Annotated in this window: 18 protein-coding genes; 6 read left to right on the top strand and 12 right to left on the bottom strand. The window is 70.6% G+C overall.

Features of this window, described 5'->3' with window-relative positions; all coding sequences use genetic code 11:
- Window positions 1-47 precede the first annotated feature (47 nt).
- From ERL55_RS01850 to ERL55_RS01835, 4 genes are all read right to left on the bottom strand, one after another.
- A complete protein-coding gene (locus ERL55_RS01850; RefSeq protein WP_164972092.1) occupies window positions 48-2,204 on the bottom strand; it encodes a S9 family peptidase in 2,157 nt (718 codons plus the stop codon).
- A 69-nt stretch (window positions 2,205-2,273) separates the two neighbouring features.
- Window positions 2,274-4,373, bottom strand: coding sequence for a prolyl oligopeptidase family serine peptidase (locus ERL55_RS01845; protein WP_129134910.1), 2,100 nt, complete (start codon window positions 4,371-4,373; stop codon window positions 2,274-2,276).
- Window positions 4,374-4,463: 90 nt separating this feature from the next.
- Window positions 4,464-4,778, bottom strand: a complete 315-nt coding sequence (locus ERL55_RS01840; protein ID WP_129134909.1) for a hypothetical protein — start codon at window positions 4,776-4,778, stop codon at window positions 4,464-4,466.
- A gap of 66 nt (window positions 4,779-4,844) precedes the next feature.
- A complete protein-coding gene (locus ERL55_RS01835) occupies window positions 4,845-5,813 on the bottom strand; it encodes a YafY family protein (protein WP_129134908.1) in 969 nt (322 codons plus the stop codon).
- A gap of 100 nt (window positions 5,814-5,913) precedes the next feature.
- Here ERL55_RS01835 and ERL55_RS01830 point away from each other — a divergent pair, with 100 nt between their 5' ends.
- Window positions 5,914-6,519, top strand: a complete 606-nt coding sequence (locus ERL55_RS01830) for a hypothetical protein (RefSeq protein ID WP_129134907.1) — start codon at window positions 5,914-5,916, stop codon at window positions 6,517-6,519.
- Here ERL55_RS01830 and ERL55_RS01825 read toward each other — a convergent pair.
- Window positions 6,490-7,911 (bottom strand): FAD/NAD(P)-binding protein, encoded by a 1,422-nt coding sequence (locus ERL55_RS01825; RefSeq protein ID WP_241685810.1) that lies wholly within the window; start codon window positions 7,909-7,911, stop codon window positions 6,490-6,492. The genes ERL55_RS01830 and ERL55_RS01825 overlap by 30 nt on opposite strands.
- A gap of 115 nt (window positions 7,912-8,026) precedes the next feature.
- Between ERL55_RS01825 and ERL55_RS01820 the strand changes: the two genes are divergently transcribed.
- The 4 genes from ERL55_RS01820 (at window position 8,027) to ERL55_RS01805 (ending at window position 12,313) form a co-directional block, all read left to right on the top strand.
- Window positions 8,027-9,796 (top strand): SLC13 family permease, encoded by a 1,770-nt coding sequence (locus ERL55_RS01820; protein ID WP_129134906.1) that lies wholly within the window; start codon window positions 8,027-8,029, stop codon window positions 9,794-9,796.
- A gap of 175 nt (window positions 9,797-9,971) precedes the next feature.
- Window positions 9,972-10,775 carry a hypothetical protein gene (locus tag ERL55_RS01815; protein WP_129134905.1) on the top strand — a complete coding sequence of 268 codons (804 nt, stop codon included), beginning with the start codon at window positions 9,972-9,974 and terminating at the stop codon, window positions 10,773-10,775.
- A gap of 40 nt (window positions 10,776-10,815) precedes the next feature.
- On the top strand, window positions 10,816-11,502 hold the full coding sequence (locus tag ERL55_RS01810; protein WP_129134904.1) for a DUF481 domain-containing protein: 687 nt from the start codon (window positions 10,816-10,818) through the stop codon (window positions 11,500-11,502).
- 40 nt (window positions 11,503-11,542) lie between these two features.
- Complete coding sequence (locus ERL55_RS01805) at window positions 11,543-12,313, top strand: DUF481 domain-containing protein (protein ID WP_129134903.1); 771 nt, start codon at window positions 11,543-11,545, stop codon at window positions 12,311-12,313.
- Here ERL55_RS01805 and hemC read toward each other — a convergent pair.
- From hemC to ERL55_RS01775, 6 genes are all read right to left on the bottom strand, one after another.
- A complete protein-coding gene (gene hemC, locus ERL55_RS01800; protein ID WP_129134902.1) occupies window positions 12,306-13,226 on the bottom strand; it encodes a hydroxymethylbilane synthase in 921 nt (306 codons plus the stop codon). The two genes, ERL55_RS01805 and hemC, sit on opposite strands and share 8 nt — an antisense overlap.
- Before the next feature lie 111 nt (window positions 13,227-13,337).
- Complete coding sequence (locus ERL55_RS01795) at window positions 13,338-14,066, bottom strand: LytTR family DNA-binding domain-containing protein (RefSeq protein ID WP_129137154.1); 729 nt, start codon at window positions 14,064-14,066, stop codon at window positions 13,338-13,340.
- Between the two features lie 2 nt (window positions 14,067-14,068).
- Window positions 14,069-15,118: a histidine kinase gene (locus ERL55_RS01790; RefSeq protein ID WP_129134901.1), complete on the bottom strand. Its 1,050-nt coding sequence runs from the start codon at window positions 15,116-15,118 to the stop codon at window positions 14,069-14,071.
- 30 nt (window positions 15,119-15,148) lie between these two features.
- Window positions 15,149-15,814 (bottom strand): alpha/beta hydrolase, encoded by a 666-nt coding sequence (locus ERL55_RS01785; RefSeq protein ID WP_129134900.1) that lies wholly within the window; start codon window positions 15,812-15,814, stop codon window positions 15,149-15,151.
- Window positions 15,815-15,893: 79 nt separating this feature from the next.
- On the bottom strand, window positions 15,894-17,804 hold the full coding sequence (gene mdoH, locus ERL55_RS01780; RefSeq protein ID WP_129134899.1) for a glucans biosynthesis glucosyltransferase MdoH: 1,911 nt from the start codon (window positions 17,802-17,804) through the stop codon (window positions 15,894-15,896).
- A 43-nt stretch (window positions 17,805-17,847) separates the two neighbouring features.
- Window positions 17,848-19,404 carry a glucan biosynthesis protein G gene (locus ERL55_RS01775; protein ID WP_206733344.1) on the bottom strand — a complete coding sequence of 519 codons (1,557 nt, stop codon included), beginning with the start codon at window positions 19,402-19,404 and terminating at the stop codon, window positions 17,848-17,850.
- Window positions 19,405-19,500: 96 nt separating this feature from the next.
- On the opposite strand from ERL55_RS01775, the gene ERL55_RS01770 reads away from it, so the two are divergent.
- Window positions 19,501-19,875, top strand: coding sequence for a sensory rhodopsin transducer (locus ERL55_RS01770; protein ID WP_129134898.1), 375 nt, complete (start codon window positions 19,501-19,503; stop codon window positions 19,873-19,875).
- A gap of 23 nt (window positions 19,876-19,898) precedes the next feature.
- On the opposite strand, the gene ERL55_RS01765 is transcribed toward ERL55_RS01770, so the two are convergent.
- Window positions 19,899-20,648: an EAL domain-containing protein gene (locus tag ERL55_RS01765; RefSeq protein WP_129134897.1), complete on the bottom strand. Its 750-nt coding sequence runs from the start codon at window positions 20,646-20,648 to the stop codon at window positions 19,899-19,901.
- Window positions 20,649-20,692 lie beyond the last annotated feature (44 nt).

The raw sequence follows: 20,692 nt of genomic DNA, 5'->3' as shown, positions 1-20,692 counted from the left end.
CCCGCGCACGGCCACGTGGTGGGCGCGGGCGTGCCGGACGCGTGCGGTCAGTCCTCGACGTGCAGCTGCGCCAGCAGGAAGGCGTACATCTCGGCGAGCTCACGGTAGCGACGGAAGCGGCCCGACTTGCCGCCATGGCCGGCGTCCATGTTGGTGCGGAACACGATCGGGCCGTTGCCGGTATCGAGGTCGCGCAGCCGTGCCACGTACTTCGCCGGCTCCCAGTACTGCACCTGCGAGTCCCACAGGCCGGTGCCGATGAACATCGACGGATAGGCCTGCGCGCTGAGGTTGTCGTAGGGCGAGTACGACAGCATGTAGTCGTAGTAGTCCTTCTGCTCCGGGTTGCCCCACTCGTCGTATTCGTTGGTGGTCAGCGGGATGGTCGGGTCGAGCATCGTGGTGACCACGTCCACGAACGGCACCTGCGACAGGATCACCCGGTAGTCCTGCGGCGCCATGTTCGCCACCGCGCCCATCAGCAGGCCGCCGGCGCTGCCGCCGTAGCCGGCCACGCGATCCTTCGCCGCATAGCCACGCGCGACCAAGTCGCGGGTGACGTCGATGAAGTCGGTGAAGGTGTTGACCTTGTTGAACAGCTTGCCGTCGTCGTACCAGCGGCGGCCCATCTCCTGGCCGCCACGGATGTGGGCGATGGCATAGACCATGCCGCGGTCGAGCAGGCTCACCACCGGCAGGTTGAAGCCCGGGTCCATCGACATGCCGTAGCTGCCATAGGCGTACTGCAGCATCGCCGCCTCGCCGTTCTTCTCGAAGCCCTTGCGGTAGACCAGCGACACCGGGATGCGGGTGCCGTCGCGGGCCTCGCTCCAGACCCGCTCGGTGACGTACTGCGACGGGTCGTAGCCGATCACCGGCTGCTGCTTGAGCATCCGGCGCTCGCCGGTGGCGACGTTGACCTCGTAGGTCGTCGCCGGGGTGGTCAGCGAGGTGTAGCTGTAGCGCAGCCATTCCGAATCGGGCTCGGCATTGACCGCCAGGCCCATCGAGTACGCCGGCTCGTCGGCGGCGACGTGCTGCTCGCTGCCATCGTCCCTGAGCACGCGCACGCGCTCGAGTGCGTCGGAGCGCTCGCCGATCGCGGTGAAGCCGTCGAACAGTTCGAAACCCTCGATGAAGACGTCATCGCGATGCGCGACCCAGTCGGCCCACTGCCCGCGCGAGGTGGCGCCGCTGGGCGCCGTGACCAGCTTGAAGTTGGCCGCGCCGTCGGCATTGGTGCGGATCACCCAGCGCCCGCCGTGGTGGTCGGCGCTGTATTCGAGATCGCGCTCGCGCGGCGCGAGCACGGTGAAGCTTTCCGGGTTGTCGGCCGGTGCATAACGCAGCTCGTCGGACACCGTGCTGCCCACGCCGATGACGATGTAGCGGTCGTCGCGGGTACGGTCGATGCCCATGTAGAAGCTGTCGTCCTCCTCCTCGTACACCAGCACGTCGTCGGCCACCGGCGTGCCCAGCACGTGCTTCTTCACCCGCACGGTGAGCAGCGTTTCCGGGTCGTTCTCGACATAGAACAGCGTGCGGTTGTCATCGGCCCAGACCAGGTTCGCCGAGACCCCGGTGATGGTGTCGGGGTAGTCCTCGCCGGTCTCGAGGTTGCGGAAGCGCACGGTGTACTGGCGGCGGCCGTTGATGTCCTCGGCATAGGCAAGCAGGCGGTTGTCCTGGCTGACCACGTAATCGCCGACGTTGTAGTAGTCCTTGCCTTCGGCAAGCACGTTGACGTCCAGCAGCACCTGTTCGCCGTCGAAACGGCCGGCATCGTTGGCTGCCAGCAGGCCGGCGGCATCGAGGCCCTCGCCATCCGGCCGCCGCGCATACACCGGGTAATCCTTGCCGGTCTCGAAGCGCGAGTAGTACCAGAACCCGCGCTCGCGGTACGGCACCGAGCTGTCGTCCTGCCTGATGCGGCCGACGATCTCGTCATACAGGCGGTCCTGCAGGCCCTTGAGCGGGGCCATCACCGCATCGGCGTAGGCGTTCTCGGCCTGGAGGTAGTCGATGGCCGGCTTCGCCTCGCGCTTGTCGTCGCGCAGCCAGTAGTACTCGTCCGCGCGCACCGCACCGTGGGGAGCACGCACTTCGTGCGGCTGGCGCTCGGCGTCGGGCGGCGTGGGCAGGTCGGCGGCATTGAGGTTGGCGGTCATGAGCAGTGCGGTGGCCAGCAGGGAGAGATGCTTCATGGATGGGGATCCGGCGGCGGAATGCAACGCGGCCGCCCCGGAGGACGGCCGCGCAGGGAGTGGCAGCGCCTACTTCAGGTGCTGCCAGAGGAAGGTGTAGTACAGCGCGTCCATATGCGCGGCCTGGCGGTTGTTGGCCGCGCCGCCGTGTCCGCCTTCGATGTTCTCGTAGTAGCGCACGTCCTTGCCGGCCGCCGACATCAGCGCATGCATCTTGCGCGCATGGCCCGGGTGGACGCGGTCGTCGCGGGTCGAGGTCAGGATCAGCGTCGGCGGGTAGTCCTTCGCGGCGTCGAACAGGTGGTACGGCGAGAAGGTGCGGATGAATTCCCACTCCTCCGGCTTGTCCGGGTTGCCGTATTCGGCCATCCACGACGCACCCGCCAGCAGCTGGTGATAGCGCTGCATGTCCAGCAGCGGCACCTGGATCACCACCGCTCCGAACAGCTCCGGATACTGCGTGAGCATGTTGCCGGTCAGCAGACCGCCGTTGCTGCCGCCGCGGATGCCCAGATGCGCCGGCGAGGTGATCCTGCGGTCGATCATGTCCTGCGCGACCGCGGCGAAGTCCTCGTAGGCCTTGTGGCGGTTGGCCTTCAGCGCCGCCTGGTGCCAGCGCGGGCCGTACTCGCCACCGCCGCGGATGTTGGCGACCGCGTACACGCCGCCCTTCTCAAGCCAGCCCTTGCCGACGCCGCCGGAATAGCCGGGCGTCAGCGAGATCTCGAAACCGCCGTAGCCGTACAGCAGCGTCGGGTTGCTGCCATCGAGCGCCATGTCCTTCGGCCGCACCAGGAAGTAGGGCACGCGGGTGCCGTCCTTCGAGGTGGCGAAGTGCTGCTCGATCTCATGCGTGGAGGCATCGAAGAACGCCGGCATGGTCTTGAGCGTGTCCGGCGCCCTGCCCGGCTCCACCAGGGCCAGCGTGCTCGGGGTGAGGTAGTCGGTGACGGTCATCCACAACGCGTCGGACTCGTCGCTGTCGACCGCCGAGACCGCCACGGTGCCGAACTCCGGCGCACCCTCGAACTCGCTGCGGGTCCAGCCGTCGGGGCCGGCGGTCAGCACGCTCAGCCGGTTCTTGACGTCGTCGAGCACGTTGAGGACGACGTGGTTGCGGGTGAAGGTGGCACCCGCCAGCGAGGTGGTGTCGGTCGGCTCGAACAGCACCTCGAACGCGCGCCCGCCGGCCATGTAGTCGTCGAACTTCGCCGCCAGCAGCGAACCCGCCGGATAGGTGCGGGCACCGGCCTCGAGCGGCTCGCGCAGTTCCAGCGTCAGCCACTCGCGGTGCACGCGCTTGTTGGTGGAGTTCGGCGCATCGATCTTCGTCAGCGTGCCGTCCGCGTTCCGCAGGTACAGCTCGTCGTTGTAGAAGGCCAGCGTGCGGCTGACGAAATCACGCTCGAAGCCCGGCGTGTGGTCGCGCATGGCGGCGATGTACATGTCGTCGGGACGACCCTCGTACACCACGGTGGCCTGCTCGATCGGGGTGCCGCGCGTCCACTGCTTGACGATGCGCGGATAGCCCGACGTGGTCATCGAGCCGTCGCCGAAATCGGTGTAGACGTAGACGGTGTCGCGGTCGATCCAGTTCAGCCCGCCCTTGGCCTCCGGCCGGAAGAAGCCGCCGTCCACCCACTGTTTCGTCGACAGATCGAACTCGCGGGTGACGTCGGCATCGGCGCCTCCGCGCGACAGCGCGATCAGGCAGCGGCTGTAGTCCGGTCGCAGGCAGTCGGCGCCATGCCAGACCCAGTTCTCGCCTTCCGCCCTGTTGAGGGCGTCGAGGTCGAGCAGCACCTCCCACTGCGGCTGCGGCTTGCGGTACTCATCGAGCGTGGTGCGACGCCAGATGCCGCGCTCGTGGTTCCGGTCGCGCCAGAAGTTGTAGTAGTACTCACCCTGCTTGTAGACGCCGGGGATGCGGTCGTCGGAGTCGTAGATCGCCAGGAGGTCGGCTTCCAGGCGCTTGAACTCGGGCGTCGCGGCCAGCTCGGCCTCGGCCTTTGCGTTCTGCTCGCGCACCCAGGCCAGGGCGCGGTCGCCCTCGACCTCTTCCAGCCATTGATGCGGATCGGCCACGTCGGCGCCCTCCTGTGCGTGCGCGCCCGCGGCGAGTCCAAATGCCAGGCCGGCAGCCAGGCAGAGTCGGGAGAGATTCGGCATGTACAACACCCCGGAAACGGTCAAAGCGCGCACGCTATCACAGCGGTCGCGGCGGCCGGGGTGCCGGAAGTCCCGTGGCGTGGCGCGTACTCAGGCGGCCTGCACGCGCGGGCGCGGACGGGTGGCGCGGGTCGCCCGGCGCCGCTGGGCCTGCTGCAGCGGGCGGCGACGGGCCGCTCCGGTCGCTGTGATCGGCGATGGCGCGAGCAGGCGGTCACGCACCAGCAGCGCAACCAGCGAGGCCGCGGGCAGCACCAGCAACCAGAGCGGCAGCAGGCCGATCGCCGAGCCGCCACGGGCGGCGGGAAGCGAGAGCATGGCCACCACGGCCAGGAACATCAGGCCCAGCAGCGCGGCGTACAGCAGCGGCGAGGATGCGGGGTCACGGTGGCTTGCAGGGCGCATGGCGGGCTCCGGAGGAAGATGACGTGGCCATCGTCCGCCGGGGTGGTCGCACGGGCTGCGACGTGCTCAGTTCTCGTAGTTCGACAGCGCCAGGGCCAGCAGCGAGCGCGCCTGCTCACGCAGCGAAGCGGGCTCGACGATCTCGGCGTCGGCGCCGTAATGCAGCACGTCCATCAGCAGTTCGCGCGGGGAGCTGTAGGGCACCCGCAGTTCGTAGCCACCATCGGGCAGCGCGCGGCCCTGCTGCTGGGAGTGCCAGTGCTCGTCGGCCACCCAGCGCGCGGCGCGGGCGTTGAAGCGGATCGTCGCCCAGCCCTTGGGTTCGCCGGAGAAGATGCCGTAGCTGCCGGCGAGGTGGCGGTCCAGCTCGGCCTCGTCGATGTCGCTGGCGGCGCCGTCGAGCACCCGGGCGCCGCTGACGCGGTCCACCGAGAAGCTGCGCAGCGCCTCGCGGCCATGGTCCCAGGCATCCAGGTACCAGTTGCCGCGGTAATGGGTGATGCGCTGCGGCGACACCGTGCGCCGGGTCTTCTCGTCGGTCGAACGCGCGCGGTATTCGAAGCTCAGCTGCTTGCGCTCGAGCACCGCCGAACACACGAAGCGGAACGCCTGCTCGTCCATGCGCCGCGAGCGGTGCGGGATCACCCTCACCCGGTCGACCGGCCACTGACGGCCCGAGGAGTGCTCGTCGAGCAGCTTCTCGATGCGCTGCTGCAGCGGTGCCAGCGCGTTCGAGAGCATCCCGCCGCCGCTGCGCGACAGCAGCTGCTGCGCGGCGAGCAGCGCGTGCAGCTCGTCGGAGCTCAGCCACAGGCCGGGCAACTCGAAGCGGTCGGCCTCGGCGGCGTCGTAGCGGAAGCCGGCCTCGCCATCGCCGATGATCGGCGCCATCAGCGCGTCGCGCAGGAAGGCGAGGTCGCGGTAGACGGTGGCGCGGGAACAGCCGAGTTCGTCCTGCAGCCGCGCCACCGTCACCGGGTAGCGCGAGTTCCTGAGCGTGCGGTGCAGGGCGAGGATGCGTTCGTATCGGTCCATGGCCGGATTATGCGTTGCCGGGGTCGACGCCGTGCAACGAAGGTTTAACCGGGCACCCGCTAGCCTCGCCGCGCACTGAGGACATGCACATGGATCGGGAATGGCCGTAACGCAGGGAACGCGTGGCACCGGGGTGGCGGCGGCGCTGATCGCGGCGGCCCTGCATGTCGTGGTGATGCAGTGGCTGCTGGCGCAACGGGTGACAACGCGCACCGTGTCGGCGCCGGCCTTGCAGGTGACGTGGATCGAGCCCGTCGCAGCGCCGACCACCGACGGCGCACCCGAAACCAGCAGGTCGCCACCTCCGGTTCACGTGCAGGCGCGCAACCGCAGCGGCATTGCCCCCACCACGTCGAGGGACACGCCCGACGCAGCGCCTGCAGAAGCCGGCGACACACCGGTACCCGGGCGCGGCCATGACCTCATGCGCGAGGCGCAGGCCTGGTCCCGGCAACAGCCGCTGCAGGCGGAGTTCCTGCCCGATCCGCTGCGCCACCGCGACGTCGCCACCGACGGGCCCTTTGCGATGCGCGACCCGGTCACCGTGGCCGACGTGGCCAATGCCATCGGCCAGCTGATGGGTGGTCCGGGCTACACCACCGACCCCTGCCCGCGGGTGCGCCAGAACATCGGCGCGCTCGGCAGTGGCGGCCGTTCCGAGCTGCTCGACGAGGAATTACGGCGCCTGCGCAAGCTGTGCCTGTGACTCAGGCACGGGAGTTGCCAGCCGCGCGCGCACCGCCTCGGCGACCTGCAAGGCCTGGCCGCGCAGCTCCGGCATGGCGATGCTTTCCCACAGGCTACCGGCACGCAGCGCGCCCAGCGTCCACAGGCCCGGCAGCGGGCGGCCATCGCGATCGTGCAGCGCGCCATCGGCGGCGGTGTCGAGCCCGATCCCGTGCGGCCCCGGCCGCACCAGCCCCTGCGCCAGCAGGTCCTGCAGCAGCGGGCTGCGCGCGCGGGTGACGCGCTTCTCCATGCCGGTGGCGTTGACCACCACATCGGCATCGATCACCGCTTCGGCACCGTCTCCCCGGCGCCGATAGCGGATCCGCGGACGCGCGCCGGGCTCCAGCGCGCGGGCGCGGCCGGCATGCAGCACGAAGCGGCCATCGGCGGCCAGCATCCCGAGCACCGCCGCGACCTCGGGGGCAATGCGATGGCGGTGGATGTCCCACTGCCGCACCGCGTGGCGCAGAAAGCGCCGCTGCTCAACCTCCGGCCACGCGGTCCACAACGCCTGCACGTGCGGACGCAGCGCATCCAGCACGCCCTGCCACGGGCGGCCCGCTTCCGCTTCGTGCGCCGCCCAGGCGCGCAGGGAACGCAACCGCGCACGTACGCCGAGCGGCAGCAGTGCCGCCCAGTCGCCGGCCGCCGGCGCCGCCACCGTGTGCGCCAGGGGCAGCAGGCCATTGCGCGACAGCGCCACGATCCGACCGCGGTGGCCGTTGGCATGCAGGGTGACCACGGCATCGACCATGCTCAGGCCGGCACCGACGATGCAGACGTCGGCATCGCCATCGATCGCCGCGACCGCCCCGTAATCCCAGGCCTCGACCACCTGCTCCGGGTCCAGCGCGTCGGCACCGGCCAGCGGCAGCGGCGCGGCGAGGTTGCCGATCGCCAGCACCACCGATCGCGCATCGAGGCGCCCTCCGTCGGCCAGGCTGATGCGGTAGCCGGCAGCGGCCGGGGTGATCCCGTCGGCCATCGCGGCCACGCGCTGCAGGCGATCCGCCGCCGGCGTGGCCTCCAGCAAGGCGGCGAGGTAGGCGCCGTACTCGCGGCGCGGCATGAAGCGCGGTGCCAGCGCCGCCGGTTCCACGCCGGCGTGCGCCGGCTGGCGCTGCAGCCAGGCGACGAAATGGCCCGGGTCGGCGTTGAGCGCGCTCATCCCCGCCGCGCGCACGTTGAGCAGGTGTTCGTCGCGGCCGGTGGAGTACGCCGCGCCGCGTGCCAGCGCCGTGCGCGGTTCCACCAGCGCCACCGACGGTGCTGCGTCCACGCGGTCGAGCAGGTGCGCGGCCACCAGCGCACCACTGGCACCACCGCCGAGGATGGCGACGTCGACCTGGCGTACGGAAGAACTGGACAAGGCGTGACCTGCGCGGTGCTGCGGGCCGCGCAGTATCCCATCCGCCACGCCCGCGGCGGCGGCCTGCACGCGGCATCGGGCATGCTTCGCACTCCTTCGGCCATCCGCGGACGCAATGCCCAGCCTGGAACTCTGGATCACCCTCGCCGTGATGGCCGCCGCCATCTGGCTGTTCATCACCGAGAAACTGCGCGTCGACGTGGTCGCGCTGCTGGTGATGACCGCGTTGCTGGTGGCCGGCGTGCTCACCCTGCCCGAGGCGTTGTCGGGCTTCAGCAACCAGGCCACGGTGATGGTGGCGGCGATGTTCGTGCTGAGCGGCGCGCTGCAGCGCAATGGCGCGCTGGTGGCGGTGGGCGAGCTGATCTCGCGCATCCGCTACCGCTGGGTGTTCCTGCTGGTGATGATGGGGCTCACGGTCTCGGTCGCGGCGTTCATCAACAACACCGCGACGGTTGCGGTGTTCCTGCCGCTGATCATCGCCGCCACCACCGCCAACCGCTGGGCGCCTTCCAAGTTCCTGATCCCGCTGTCGTACATGGCGCAGACCGCCGGCGTGTGCACGCTGATCGGCACCTCGACCAATCTGCTGGTCGATTCGATGGCCCGGGAGAGTGCGGGCGTGGGCTTCACCATCTTCGAATTCGCGCCGCTGGGGATCATCTTCGTGGCGATCGCCGCGGTGTACCTGCTGACGGTGGGCTGGTGGCTGCTGCCCGACCGCGGCACCCCCGACAGCGATGAAAGCCACCACATCGGACGCTACGTGGCCGAACTGGTGGTACCCGAGGAGGCGACGGTGGTGGGCAAGCGCGCCAACCTCGCCGTGCCCGAGGGGTTCGACAGCGTCGACCTGGTGGAGGTGCTGCGCCGCGGAACGCCGGTGGCCGACCCGCAGGCCGCCATCGAAGCGGGCGACCGGCTGCTGCTGCGCGGCGAGTGGAAGCACATCCAGGCCGCGCGCAAGGCGATGAAACTGGCCTTCGACCGCAATACCCGCGACATCGACGACGGCGCCCGCGATGGCCGCATGCTGATGGAGGCGATGGTCTCGCCCGGGTCCCATCTCGTCGGCCACACCCTCGCCGGCATGCGCTTCGGCCATACCTATCGCGCCCGCGTGCACGGCATCCACCGGCGCCGGCTGACGATCCGCCAGCCACTCGACCGGGTGCAGCTCGCGGTCGGCGACGTGCTGCTGATCGACGCGCCTGCCAATGCGGTGGAGGCACTGCGCGTGGACCGCGGCCTGATCGTGCTCGACGAGCGCGAGCAGCCCAAGGTGGACGTCCCGCGCGCGGTGGCATCGGCGGCGATCATGGCGGTGGCGATCGGCATCGCCGCGCTGGGCTGGTTGCCGATCGTGGCCTCGGCGCTGCTGGGTTGCCTGGCGCTGGTGGTGTTCCGCCTGCTCGACCCCGACGAGGCGTATGCGGCGATCGACTGGCGGGTGATCCTGCTGCTGGCCGGCATCATTCCGCTGGGCATCGCGCTGCAGAAGACCGGCGGTGCGGCGATGGCCGCCGATGCGATCCTCGGCGTGCTCGGCCCCTACGGGCCGTTGGCGACGCTGGCGGCCATCTACCTGATGACCTCGATCCTCACCGAGTTCATGAGCAACAACGCCTCGGCGGTGCTGGTGGTGCCGATCGCGCTGGCCACCGCCGCATCGATGGGCATCGATCCCAAGCCGCTGCTGATCGCGGTGGCGTTCGCCGCATCCACCAGCTTCGCCACGCCGATCAGCTACCAGACCAACACCATGGTCTACACCGCCGGTGGCTACCGCTTCGGGGATTTCGTGCGCGTGGGCATGCCGCTCAACGTGATCTTCTGGGTCGCCGCGATCCTGCTGATCCCGCGCTTCTTCCCGTTCCACCCCTGAAGCGGCACCCCACGCCACAACTGTGACCGCCGGCGTTGGGAGAAGCGCGTGCGGCCGGGTATCGTCGCCGGGGCCGCGCGGCAGGGCGATACGGGGACCGCGGCCGACCCGTCGATGCGGTACCGGCACGGCGCCACGCCGGCCGACCGCGCGTGACCGTGCCCGGAGACCTTCGATGCGCCCATCAGTGGCACTGCTGTTTCCCCCGCTGGCTGCCGCCGGCACCGGCCTGCTCGCCTGGCTGGGCATTTCGGTGGTGCTGCTGCACGCCCGTGCCGACCTGATGCCGGCGCTCTATCCGCTGCAGGCCAGTGCGCTGCTGCTGGGCGGCGCGCTGGTCGCCGTCACCCTGGTCGGCCGGCGCAGGCATGCACGCGACAACGCCGCGCTTTCCGTGCCGGCGTGGACGCGCCGGGCCGACCTTGCCGCGGTGACCGCGCTGGCGATCGCCGCGGCACTGTTCGTGGTGCTGCGCTGGATCGCCGCCGGCCCCGACCGCGCGCTGGTACTGGGCCTGCTCGGGCTTGCGCTTGCGGCGGCCGCGCTGCTGGCGATCGCCGGCGCTGCACTCGCCACGCGCGAGGATGGCGCGGACCCGCTGCGGATCCCTGCGCGGATGCTGCTCGCGCTGACACTCGGCTTGGCGCTGCTGTTCTGCCTGATGGCCTGGCAGTTGCCGTCCGGCCAGGGTGATGCCGGCATGCTGCTCACGCTCGCCCTGCTGGGCCTGCTGCTGGCGGCCTGCACGCTGGTGCGCTGGCGCGACCACGACCGCAGCGCGACAACTCCACCGGCAGACCCGCGCACCCGTCGCGTCCACGCCGCGCTGCTTGCGGCACCGATGGCGTGCTGGGGGCTCGCCACCGTGGCCCCGACCGCGCTGTGGCTGCCTGCAGCGTCCGTCGCGCTGCTGCTTGCTGCGGTGCTGGAGTACACGCCGCCCGGGCGGCAGTTTGCAACTGAATACGGCACGGAGTGATACTGTGCCGTCATGTAAACGCTTCCACTGAGGACTGCCCATGTTCCCCGGCTGGTGGCTCGCCGTGGTCGGGCTACCCGTATTCACCCAGCCGCTTCCCGAAGCGCCGCTGCAGCCGGCGCCGATCGCGCTGGTCGGTGGGCAGGTGTCGCTGCGTTCGCCGTGCCTGCAGCTGGTCTGTCCGGATGCGGAATGGCAGGGCACGCGTCCGCGTGCACTGCCGCCTCCACCCGCGCCCGGGGCACGGGTCAGCGTGCGCCGCCAGCAGGCGGCCACCCAGCGGCTGCGAAACCGCCGCCTGATCGCCCTCTACGCGCCCGCCGCGGCACGCGACCGGGTGATCGCCTATGCACGCAACTGGCGCGTGGACACCACCTACCGCCTGGACGCGGTGCGCGAACAGGACACCAGCCTGCGCGTGGAACTGGGCACCGGCTACCGCATCGAGCCCTACACCGACTACGGCACCGCGGTACCCGGACTGGTCGCGCGCGGTGGCTTCAGCCTGCAGCAGCGCTTCGGCAACCGGGCATTGTGGAACCAGCGGGTGCTGTTCGAGACCGGCCGCGAGAACACCTATGTCCGGCAGAGCGTCGGCCTCGACCTGCGCCTGGCCGACGACTGGATGCTGCACTCCAGCCTGGAGATGTGGCACGACACCGCCGCCAACGGCGGCGAAGGACGCACCGAGAAGACCGGCTCGGTGCGCCTGCGCTACGCGTTCTGACATCCCACCCGGCCCGTTCCCTTCCGGAGGTTCCCCCCGCATGTCGTACCTGCTGTCCATGCTGCTTGCCGTCGCCACGCCCGCGCCCGCGCCCGATCACGGCGTCGACGCGGTCACCGAAGACCGCGGCTGGACCGGCACCGGCGAACTCGGCATGGCGATGGCGCGCGGCAACACCCATTCCGAGAGCCTCAACACGCGCTTCGTGTTCCAGCGCGAGACCGAGCATCGCAAGCACCAGCTGCGCGCCTCCGGCCTGCGCACCCGCAGCGAGGTGACCGCGGTCTACGAGGAGGATCGCGAACCGGAGACGCGCGCGCAGATCACCGCCAACCGCTTCGATGTCGGCGCCTCCACCTCGATCAAGTTCGACCCGCGTCGCTACCTCGTCGGCACGGTGCGCTACGAAAAGGACGACTTCTCGTCCTACGACTACCAGGGCACGGCTTCGCTGGGCTACGGCCACCATTTCATCCGCAACGACACCACCATGCTGCTGACCGAGATCGGCCCGGGCTACCGGCGTGCGGACACCCGCTCGCGCGGGGTGGAGAACGGACCGCTGCTGCGCGGGCTGTTCGACTTCAGCACCCGCCTGACCGATACCACCACGCTGGTCAACACGCTGCTGGTCGAAGCGGGCGACGACAACACCTACGCGCAGAACGACTTCGGCGTGTCGGTGGCGATGAACGCCTCGCTGGCGCTCAAGGCCGGCTTCCAGGCACGCCACAACACCGAGGCCAGCGACGCCGACATCAGCCGCACCGACCGCCTGACCACGGTCAACCTGGTCTACACCTTCAGGTAGCCGCCGGCAGGAACTCCCCCGCGCCGCCGTCGAGCAGCGCGCGCGCGACCGCGACCCCCACCGCCTGCGGATCGGCCACGTCGCCTTCGGCTTCGGCGCGCACGCAGCGGCCATCGGCGGCGTCGCCCACCATGCCGCTCAGGCACACGCGGTCACCGTCGAGCACCGCAAGCCCCGCCACCGGCACATGGCAGCTGCCGTGCAGCGCCCGGTTCATCGCCCGCTCGGCCTCGATGCAGATCCGTGTCGGTACATCCTCCAGCGGCGCCAGCAGCGCGTGGATGCGCGCATCGCCGGCAAGGCTCTCCACCGCGATCGCACCCTGCGCCGGCGCCGGCAGCCAGTCCGGCGCATCCAGCCGCGAGCGGATGCGCGCTTCCAGCCCCAACCGCTGCAGGCCGGCACAGGCCAGCACGATGGCGTCGTATTCACCGGCATCCAGCCGGCCCAGCCGCGTGTTGACGTTGCCGCGAAGGTCGCGCAGCACGAGGTCGGGGCGCCGCGCACGCAGTTGCGCCTGGCGGCGCAGCGACGACGTGCCCACGCAGGCCCCCTGTGGCAGGTCGGCGATGCCGTCGTACCGGTTGCTGATGAAGGCATCGGCATGGTCGGCGCGCGCCAGCACCGCCGGCAGCGCGAAACCGGGTTCGAGCTCCATCGGCACGTCTTTCAGCGAATGCACCGCGCAATCGGCGTCGCCGCGCTGCATCGCGAGTTCCAGTTCCTTGAGAAACAGGCCCTTGCCGCCGATCGCCGCCAGCGAGCGGTCGAGTATCTCGTCGCCGCGGGTGGACAGCGGCACCAGCACCACTTCGAGCTGCGGATGCAGCACGCGCAGGCATGCGGCGACGTGTTCGCTCTGCCACAGCGCGAGCGGGCTCTTGCGGGTGGCGATACGCAGGGTGTTGTTCATGCCGCGCATTATCGCAGGCCATGCGACCCCGACTGCCGACCCCGCGTGAACAGCCGCCACGCGCAGCACGCATCGCGATGGTGACCGTCCACGCCGCCGGGACACAGCGGCTCAGAGTGCGCGGATCGCGTCCCTGACCTGCGAGACGCAGCGGCGACTGACCTCCAGCGGCTGCGGCACGTGGCGCAGCACCGCATGCACCTGGCCATCGTGGCTGCGCCGCAGTTCCACCAGTTCGTGCCGCGACACCAGGCAGTTGCGGTGGATGCGCATGAAGCGTTCGCCGAACTCCTGTTCCAGCGACTTCAGCGACTCCTCGATCAGGTCCTCGCCACGCGCGTGGTGCACCACCACGTATTTCTCCTCCGCCTGCAGGTAGCGGATGTCCTCGACCGGGATCAGCCTCAGGCTGCCGCGCAGGCGTGCACACAGGTGGGTCCGGGCGCGCACGCCGCCCTCGCCGTCCGACTGCCCGCGGCCCAGGGTGAAGGTGCGTGCGCGCTCGAGCGCCACGTGCAGCCGTTCCGGGCGCACCGGCTTGACCAGGTAGTCGACCGCGGCGGCATCGAACGCGGACAGCGCATGTGCGTCGTAGGCGGTGCAGAACACCACCGCCGGGCGTGGATCGAAGGCAGCGAGGTGGCGGGCGACCTCGAGCCCGTCGATCCCGGGCATCGCGATGTCGAGCAGCACCAGGTCGGCGTCATGGGCGGCGCAGGCCTCGAGTGCGGCCTGCCCGTCGCCGACCTCGGCAACCACCTCGACGGCCGCTTCCTGCGCGAGCAGTGCGCGCAGGCGCTCGCGGGCCAGCGGTTCGTCATCGGCAATGACGACCTTCATGATCACGACCGCGCTCCTTCGCTCCCCAGCGGCAGATCCAGCGTGCAGACATAGTAGCCCTCCGCCCAGCCGGAGGTCATCCGCGCGCGTTTGCCGAAGGCCCAGGCCAGCCGGTGGCCGATGCTGCGCTGGGCGTGGCCGGCGCCGCGGGTGAGCTGCTGCTGCGGCGGCAGCGACGGATTGCGCACGCTGATGTGCAGGCGGTCGCCATCCACGCGCAGCACGATGGCGACGGTGCCGCCCGCGGGCAGCCGCGAGATTCCGTGCAGCACGGCGTTTTCCAGCAGCGGCTGCAGTACCAGCCGCGGCATCGGCAGGGTCCAGGGCAGCGGCTCGGTGCGTGTCCAGGCCACCTGCAGGCGCTCGCCCAGGCGCAGCTGCTCGATGGCCAGGTAACGCTCCGAGAGTTCGACTTCCTCGGCCAGGGTCGCCTGCCCCTCGCCCGCCACCAGCGCGGCGCGGAACAGGTCGGAGAGGTCGAGCACGGCACGCTCGGCGACCAGCGGATCGCGCCGCAGCAGGGTCGCGATCATGTTCATGCTGTTGAACAGGAAATGCGGGCGGATGCGTGCCTGCAGCGCATCGGCCTCGGCACGCGCATTGGCCTGCACCTGCGCCTGCCAGCCATCGATGACGTAGAAGTAGCGCAGCGCCAGCGCAGCGATCAGCGAGGTGACCGCCGCCGAGCCGATGGTGAAGCGCCAGAACCCCGGCCACTCGCCTGTCGCCCCCACGCTGGCATACAGACCGTGCACGACCGCTGCCGCCAGCCACGCAACGCCCGCCGCCAGTAGCACCGCAGCCAGTGCCCCGGTGCGCGGCGGCAGCCGCGACAGCGTGCGCCGCGACACGCACAGCAGCACGCCCACCGCCAGCGCCAGCCACAGCGCGTAGCCGCTGATGGTGAGGAACTGCGGCAGGCTCCAGCTGCGGCTGCCATCGGGCACCAGCGCCACCACCACGACCACCAGCTGGGCCAGGCCCAGCAGTGCGCCCAGCCGGCGCAGGCGGCACAGGTCCGGCAGCCAGGGATCGCGTACGGGGTCGGTCATGCGTCGATGCTGCCTGCGTGGGCCGCCCGGTCAGCCGGTGAAGCGCGCGGTCAGCCAGTCGCCGAGGTCGACGATCTCCTCCATGCTCACCGAATGCGGCATCGGGTAGGTGCGCCAGTCGACGTCGAAGCCCAGCCCGCGCAGCAGCTGCGCGCTCTGCAGTCCACCCTGCAGCGGCACCACCGGGTCTTGGGTGCCGTGCGCCATGAACACCGGCTGGCGCGTGGCGCCGTCCACGAGCGCGGCCTGCGCGCCGTTCGGTGCCGGCAGGTAGGTCGACAGCCCGACCAGCCCCGCCAGCGGTTCGCGACGGCGCAGCCCGGCCGCCAGTGCGACCGCACCGCCCTGCGAGAAGCCCGCCAGCACGATGCGCGACGACGGCACCCCGCGCGCGTTCTCGCGTGCGATCAGCGCGTCGATCTCCGCCACCGACGCCAGCAGGCCGGCCTCGTCGGCGCGGTTGGCGAGGTCCATCTCGACGATGTCGTACCAGGCGCGCATCGGTACGCGGTTGTTGATGGTGACCGGGCGCACCGGCGCATGCGGGAACAGGAAACGCAGCGCCGGCCAGTCGCGGCGCACCAGTTCCGGGACGATCGGCACGAAGTCGTGGCCGTCGGCGCCCAGGCCGTGCAGCCAGATGACCGACCACTGCGGATCGGCGGCGGTTTCGCGTTCGAGTACTTCGAGGGGCATGTCGGTTCCGGTTCGAGGCCTGCGGCAAGGGTAATCATTCGGCTGCCGCGCGGCACGGGCGGCGCGGGCGGTAAACGTCCTACCCGCGGACGCGCCTGCGCCTGCTGGCATCCGACGGGTGCGGTTCGGCGCGCAGTTCGCTGGCGCGCACCAGCACCGTCGGCGGCGACAGCTCCTCGGGGGTGGCGAAGATGCGACGGCGCTGCAGCCACTGCCCCGCCGCGCGCGACGAGGTCAGCATCACGATCGGAATCGAGAACAACAGGCCGGCGATCACCGGTGACATCCACGCCGCAAGCCCGGGTGAGACCCCCAGCGCCATCACCAGTGCGACCAGACCCACCACGCTGGCGCCGCCATAGCTGCGCAGCAGTGCCGACAGCGGCTGGCTGCCGTCATCGCGCTGCTGCGAATCCCAGCCCGAGTCCTTGCCGGCCAGCACCTCGGCCACGCCGCGGCACTGCACGTACATCGTCACCGGCGCCATCAGCGCGGCGAGCACGGTCTCCAGCAGCACGCCCACCGCGGCGCGTGCGGCACCGCCGCAGCCACGGCGCATGTCGCGGTCGAGCATGGTGGCGAGGTAGCCGAACAGCTTGGGCGCCAGCAGCATCGACATCGTCAGCGCGAACACCCAGAGGAAGCGGTCCGGGTCCTGTTCCATCCAGTAGCGCCCGGCCGAGTACTGCTCGCCGGGCGCCAGCGCCAGCAGCGGCAATGCAAGACCGACCAGCATCAGCATCGCCCACAGCGGTGCGGTGAGGTAATGGCCGATGCCGATCAGCATGTGCCAGCGGCTGACCCAATGCAGGCCCTTCGCCGGCAGCACCCCGCCATGCTGCAGGTTGCCCTGGCACCAGCGGCGGTCGCGCACCAGCATGTCGGTGAGCGAGGGCGGGCCTTCCTCGTAGCTGCCACCGAGCCCCGGCACCATGTGCAGCGCCCAGCCACCGCGGCGCATCATCGCCGCTTCCACGAAGTCGTGGCTGAGCACGTGGCCGGAGAACGGGGTCGGGCCGTCGAGTTCCGGCAGGCCGCAGTTCTCGGCGAACGCGCGCGTGCGGATCATCGCGTTGTGGCCCCAGTAGTTGCTCTCCGCGCCGTGCCACCACGCCACGCCATAGGCGATCACCGGTCCGTACACGCGGCCGGAGAACTGCTGCATGCGCGCGAACAGCGTGCGCCCGTTGACGATCACCGGCAGCGTCTGCACCAGTGCGACGTCGTCGTGGCGCTCCACCGCGTCGGCCAGCCGCACCAGGGTCTCGCCGGTCATCAGGCTGTCGGCATCGAGGATCAGGAACTTCGGCCACGCCGCGCCCCAGCGGCGCACCCAGTCGGCGATGTTGCCGGCCTTGCGCTCGCGGTTGTCCTCGCGCAGGCGGTAGTACAGGCGGATGCGCTCGCCCAGGCGCGCACGCAGCGCCTCGAACTCGATCAGCTCGGCCTGCTGCAGCTCGGGCCTGCGGGTGTCGCTGAGCACGAACACATCGAACATGCCGGCATGGCCGGTGTCGATCAGCGATTCGCAGGTCGCCTGCAGCCCGGACATCAGCCGCACCGGATCCTCGTTGTAGGTCGGCATCAGCAGCGCGGTGCGCTCGCGCGGTGCCGGCAGCGGCGCGCGCGGATCGAGGCCCAGGCGCGCCGGGCGCCGCTGCAGCATCACCAGGAAACCGGCGAAGGTGCCGACGAACGACTGCACGATCCAGGCGAACAGCGCGATGAAGATCGCGATCAGCAGGCCTTCCGCCACGCTGATGCCGCCGCCGCGCAGCAGCCACCAGATCTGGTAGGCGGCCACCAGCGTGAGCAGCGCCGCACCACCGATCACCGCCGCACGCCGGCTGGCCATGCCGCGCGGCGTGGTCGGCAGGCGGCTGACCGGACGGGAACCGGTGCGCAGCGACTGCACCGGCATCGGCAGCGGTGCATCCGGCGGCAGCGGCGGCGCGGTGGCGGTGAGGCCGGGGGCGTTGTCGGTCGTCATGCGCGATGCGCCACGCACGCGTACGGCACGGCAGGTGGACGCATCACGCCGTCCACCGGTAGAGCCAGGTCTCGCCGAGCGCGCGGCCGCCGGCATGCAGGCGTGCGCGCAGTTCGATGGTGGAGGCCGTACCGGGCACCAGTTCGAAACTGCTGCGCCAGCGCCCGTCCTCCGGATTGCGCTGTACCACCACGTTGCGCACCTCGCCGGCACTGGCCGACAGCTCCAGTTCCGGCGCGGTGGCGGCATCCAGCGCATCGAGGGCGCCACCCTGCCAGTCGAGCACGAACAGGCGCACGCCTTCCTCGAACGCCGCACCCGCGCGTGTCGCGCTCACCAGTGCCAGCGCCGGGTCCCAGCTGTGCATCGCTTCCCAGTGCAGCACGTAGCGCCAGCGCGATTCGCGGCCTGCGGCCAGAGGCTGCGCCGGCCGCCACGCGGCCACGATGTTGTCGTGGAACTCGTCGGCGGTGGGGATCTCGACCAGGTGCACCTCGCCCTCGCCCCAGCCATCGCGCGGCTCCACCCACAGGCTGGGGCGACGCTCGTAGTCGGCCTCGGCGTCGAGGAAGTCCTCGAAATCGCGCTTGCGCTGCATCAGCCCGAAGCCGCGCGGGTCGCGGTCCTGCAGGCCGCTGACCTGCAGCGTCGACGGATTGGCCAGCGCGCGCCAGACCTGTTCGCCGCTGCCGGTCCACAGCGCAAGGCCGTCGGAATCGTGCACGGCGGGGCGGTAATCGTCGACGCCCACGCGGTCGCTGGCATCGAACGCGAACATGCTCGTCAGCGGGGCGATGCCGACCGCGCGCAGCTCCACCCGTGGATACAGCCGCGCGTCGACCTCGATGCGCGTGCGCGGGCCGTCCGCGGTGATCACGAAGCGATAGGCGCCGGCAACGCTGGGACTGTCGAGCAGCGCGTGCACCACCGTCGATGGGCTGCCAGCCGGCGGGCGCTCCAGCCAGAACGCACGGAACACCGGAAATTCCTCCGGGCCCGGATCACCGGTGCCCAAAGCGAGGCCACGCGCCGACAGCCCGTACGCCAGCCCCTGCGCCACCGCGCGGAAATAGCTCGCGCCGAGGAAGGCGCACAGCTCGTCGCCATCCGCGCGGCCGCCGCCGGCCACGTGCAGGCGGAAGCCGGCGAACCCGAAATCCTCGTCGGCATCCACCGGCGCCTGGCGGCCGTAGTCGAACAGGTCCGGCGAGAACGCGATCGCTGCGGCCTCGCCGTCGGTCACCTCGTACATGTCAACGCGCTGCGGGAACAGGAAGCCGCGATGGAAGAACTGCGCGGTATACGGCACTCCGCGACCGGCCCACAACGCGCGGTCGCCGCGGTAGCGCAGGTCGCGGTAGCCGTCGTAGCCGAGTGCCCCGAGCGAGGCCGGCAGCGTCTGCGGGGGCAGCTGGTACGCCGCCGCCGCGGCGGCGCGCGCCAGTGCAGGCACGGTGTCGGCGTCGAACGGCCGCGCGGCGGCGGCGGTCGCGGCGAATGCATGGCCACCGCGGCCGGCGAGCACGGCGGCCATCGCGGTCGCCAGCAGGAAGTCGCGTCGCTGCACGTGGGTCGGATCCGGAACCGGGAAGCCGCGCATGATGCACGCATGCGGCGTTACATTTCGATAACACCCGGCTGATGCGGCGCACCGCCATGACGCCGTCCATGCATCGCCACTGCTACACAGGCCGGCATGGACACGATCGGACGCAGGCGATGGGCCATCGCCGAAGGCTATATCCCCGGCCAGAGCACCGGCCCTGCCCCGGAACTGGAAAGCCACGAGGCCTGCTGCATCCTCAATGCCGGCGACCAGACGGCGCAGGTGCAACTGACCCTGTACTTCGAGGATCGCGACCCCGCCGGGCCCTACCGCGTGGAGGTGCCGCCGCACCGCACGCTGCACCTGCGCTTCAACAACCTCGACGACCCGGAACCGGTGCCGCGTGACACGCCGTACGCGAGCATCATCGAGTCCGACGTGCCTATCGTGGTGCAGCACACACGTCTTGACTCGCGCCAGGCCGAGAATGCGCTGATGACGACGATGGCGTTCCCCTGCGACTAGAACCGGAGCCGGCCCGCATCAGCTCATTCGAGTCGAAGCAACGGCTCCGGCAGCGCGCCCGGTTGCGGCCGCGCGTAGAAATAGCCCTGCTGCAGGTCGATGCCGAGGTCGCGCAACGCCGCCGCTTCGTCGCGGGTCTCGACTCCTTCGCCGACCACCGCCACGCCCAGTTCCACGCACATCCGCACGACATGGTCGACGATGGTGCGGCGCGCGCGGTCGGCGTCGATGCCACGCACGAGCGCCATGTCGAGCTTGACGAGGTCCGGCTGGAACGCGGCCAGCAGGTTGAGGCCGGCGTAACCCGCGCCGAAGTCATCGATGGCGGTGCGGAAGCCCATCGAGCGGTAGGCATCGAGGATTCCCAGCAGATGCGCCGGGCGCGACACATGCTCGCGTTCGGCGACCTCGAACAGGATCCGCTCCAGCGGCCAATCGGCACTACGCGCGGCCGCCAGGGTCCGGCGGATGCAGTTTTCCGGCTGGTACACCGCATTGGGCAGGAAGTTGATCGATACCGTCTGCCGCATGCCGAGCGCGGCGGCGGTCTCGATCGCGGTGACCCGGCAGGCCTGGTCGAAGGCGTACAGGCGGTCATCGGGAATGGCCGCGATCACCGCAGCGGCAGGCGCGCCGTCGGCACCGCGCACCAGCGCCTCGTATGCGAACACCTCGCCGCGGCCGAGGTCGACGATCGGCTGGTAGGCCATCGCGATGGCAACCGGCAGCTCGCGCCCCTCGCCGCACGCCTCGCAGGTGGATTCGCTGGACATGGATGCTCCTGAAGCAATGGCAGACCGCAGTATCGGCCGGGGGC

The organism is Luteimonas sp. YGD11-2 (genome assembly GCF_004118975.1).
GTDB lineage: Bacteria > Pseudomonadota > Gammaproteobacteria > Xanthomonadales > Xanthomonadaceae > Luteimonas > Luteimonas muca.
This window is presented reverse-complemented; position numbering and strand designations above follow the sequence as displayed.

What these genes read in the sequence shown, in the direction of transcription:
- ERL55_RS01790 (WP_129134901.1), bottom strand. Translation starts at nt 15,118, where the DNA reads ATGACCGACCCCGTACGCGATCCCTGGCTGCCGGACCTGTGCCGCCTG.
- ERL55_RS01805 (WP_129134903.1), top strand. Translation starts at nt 11,543, where the DNA reads ATGTCGTACCTGCTGTCCATGCTGCTTGCCGTCGCCACGCCCGCGCCC.
- ERL55_RS01810 (WP_129134904.1), top strand. Translation starts at nt 10,816, where the DNA reads ATGTTCCCCGGCTGGTGGCTCGCCGTGGTCGGGCTACCCGTATTCACC.
- ERL55_RS01830 (WP_129134907.1), top strand. Translation starts at nt 5,914, where the DNA reads ATGGCCGTAACGCAGGGAACGCGTGGCACCGGGGTGGCGGCGGCGCTG.
- ERL55_RS01795 (WP_129137154.1), bottom strand. Translation starts at nt 14,066, where the DNA reads ATGAAGGTCGTCATTGCCGATGACGAACCGCTGGCCCGCGAGCGCCTG.
- ERL55_RS01840 (WP_129134909.1), bottom strand. Translation starts at nt 4,778, where the DNA reads ATGCGCCCTGCAAGCCACCGTGACCCCGCATCCTCGCCGCTGCTGTAC.
- ERL55_RS01765 (WP_129134897.1), bottom strand. Translation starts at nt 20,648, where the DNA reads ATGTCCAGCGAATCCACCTGCGAGGCGTGCGGCGAGGGGCGCGAGCTG.
- hemC (WP_129134902.1), bottom strand. Translation starts at nt 13,226, where the DNA reads ATGAACAACACCCTGCGTATCGCCACCCGCAAGAGCCCGCTCGCGCTG.
- ERL55_RS01850 (WP_164972092.1), bottom strand. Translation starts at nt 2,204, where the DNA reads ATGAAGCATCTCTCCCTGCTGGCCACCGCACTGCTCATGACCGCCAAC.
- ERL55_RS01835 (WP_129134908.1), bottom strand. Translation starts at nt 5,813, where the DNA reads ATGGACCGATACGAACGCATCCTCGCCCTGCACCGCACGCTCAGGAAC.
- mdoH (WP_129134899.1), bottom strand. Translation starts at nt 17,804, where the DNA reads ATGACGACCGACAACGCCCCCGGCCTCACCGCCACCGCGCCGCCGCTG.
- ERL55_RS01815 (WP_129134905.1), top strand. Translation starts at nt 9,972, where the DNA reads ATGCGCCCATCAGTGGCACTGCTGTTTCCCCCGCTGGCTGCCGCCGGC.
- ERL55_RS01770 (WP_129134898.1), top strand. Translation starts at nt 19,501, where the DNA reads ATGGACACGATCGGACGCAGGCGATGGGCCATCGCCGAAGGCTATATC.
- ERL55_RS01775 (WP_206733344.1), bottom strand. Translation starts at nt 19,404, where the DNA reads ATGCGCGGCTTCCCGGTTCCGGATCCGACCCACGTGCAGCGACGCGAC.
- ERL55_RS01845 (WP_129134910.1), bottom strand. Translation starts at nt 4,373, where the DNA reads ATGCCGAATCTCTCCCGACTCTGCCTGGCTGCCGGCCTGGCATTTGGA.
- ERL55_RS01820 (WP_129134906.1), top strand. Translation starts at nt 8,027, where the DNA reads ATGCCCAGCCTGGAACTCTGGATCACCCTCGCCGTGATGGCCGCCGCC.
- ERL55_RS01785 (WP_129134900.1), bottom strand. Translation starts at nt 15,814, where the DNA reads ATGCCCCTCGAAGTACTCGAACGCGAAACCGCCGCCGATCCGCAGTGG.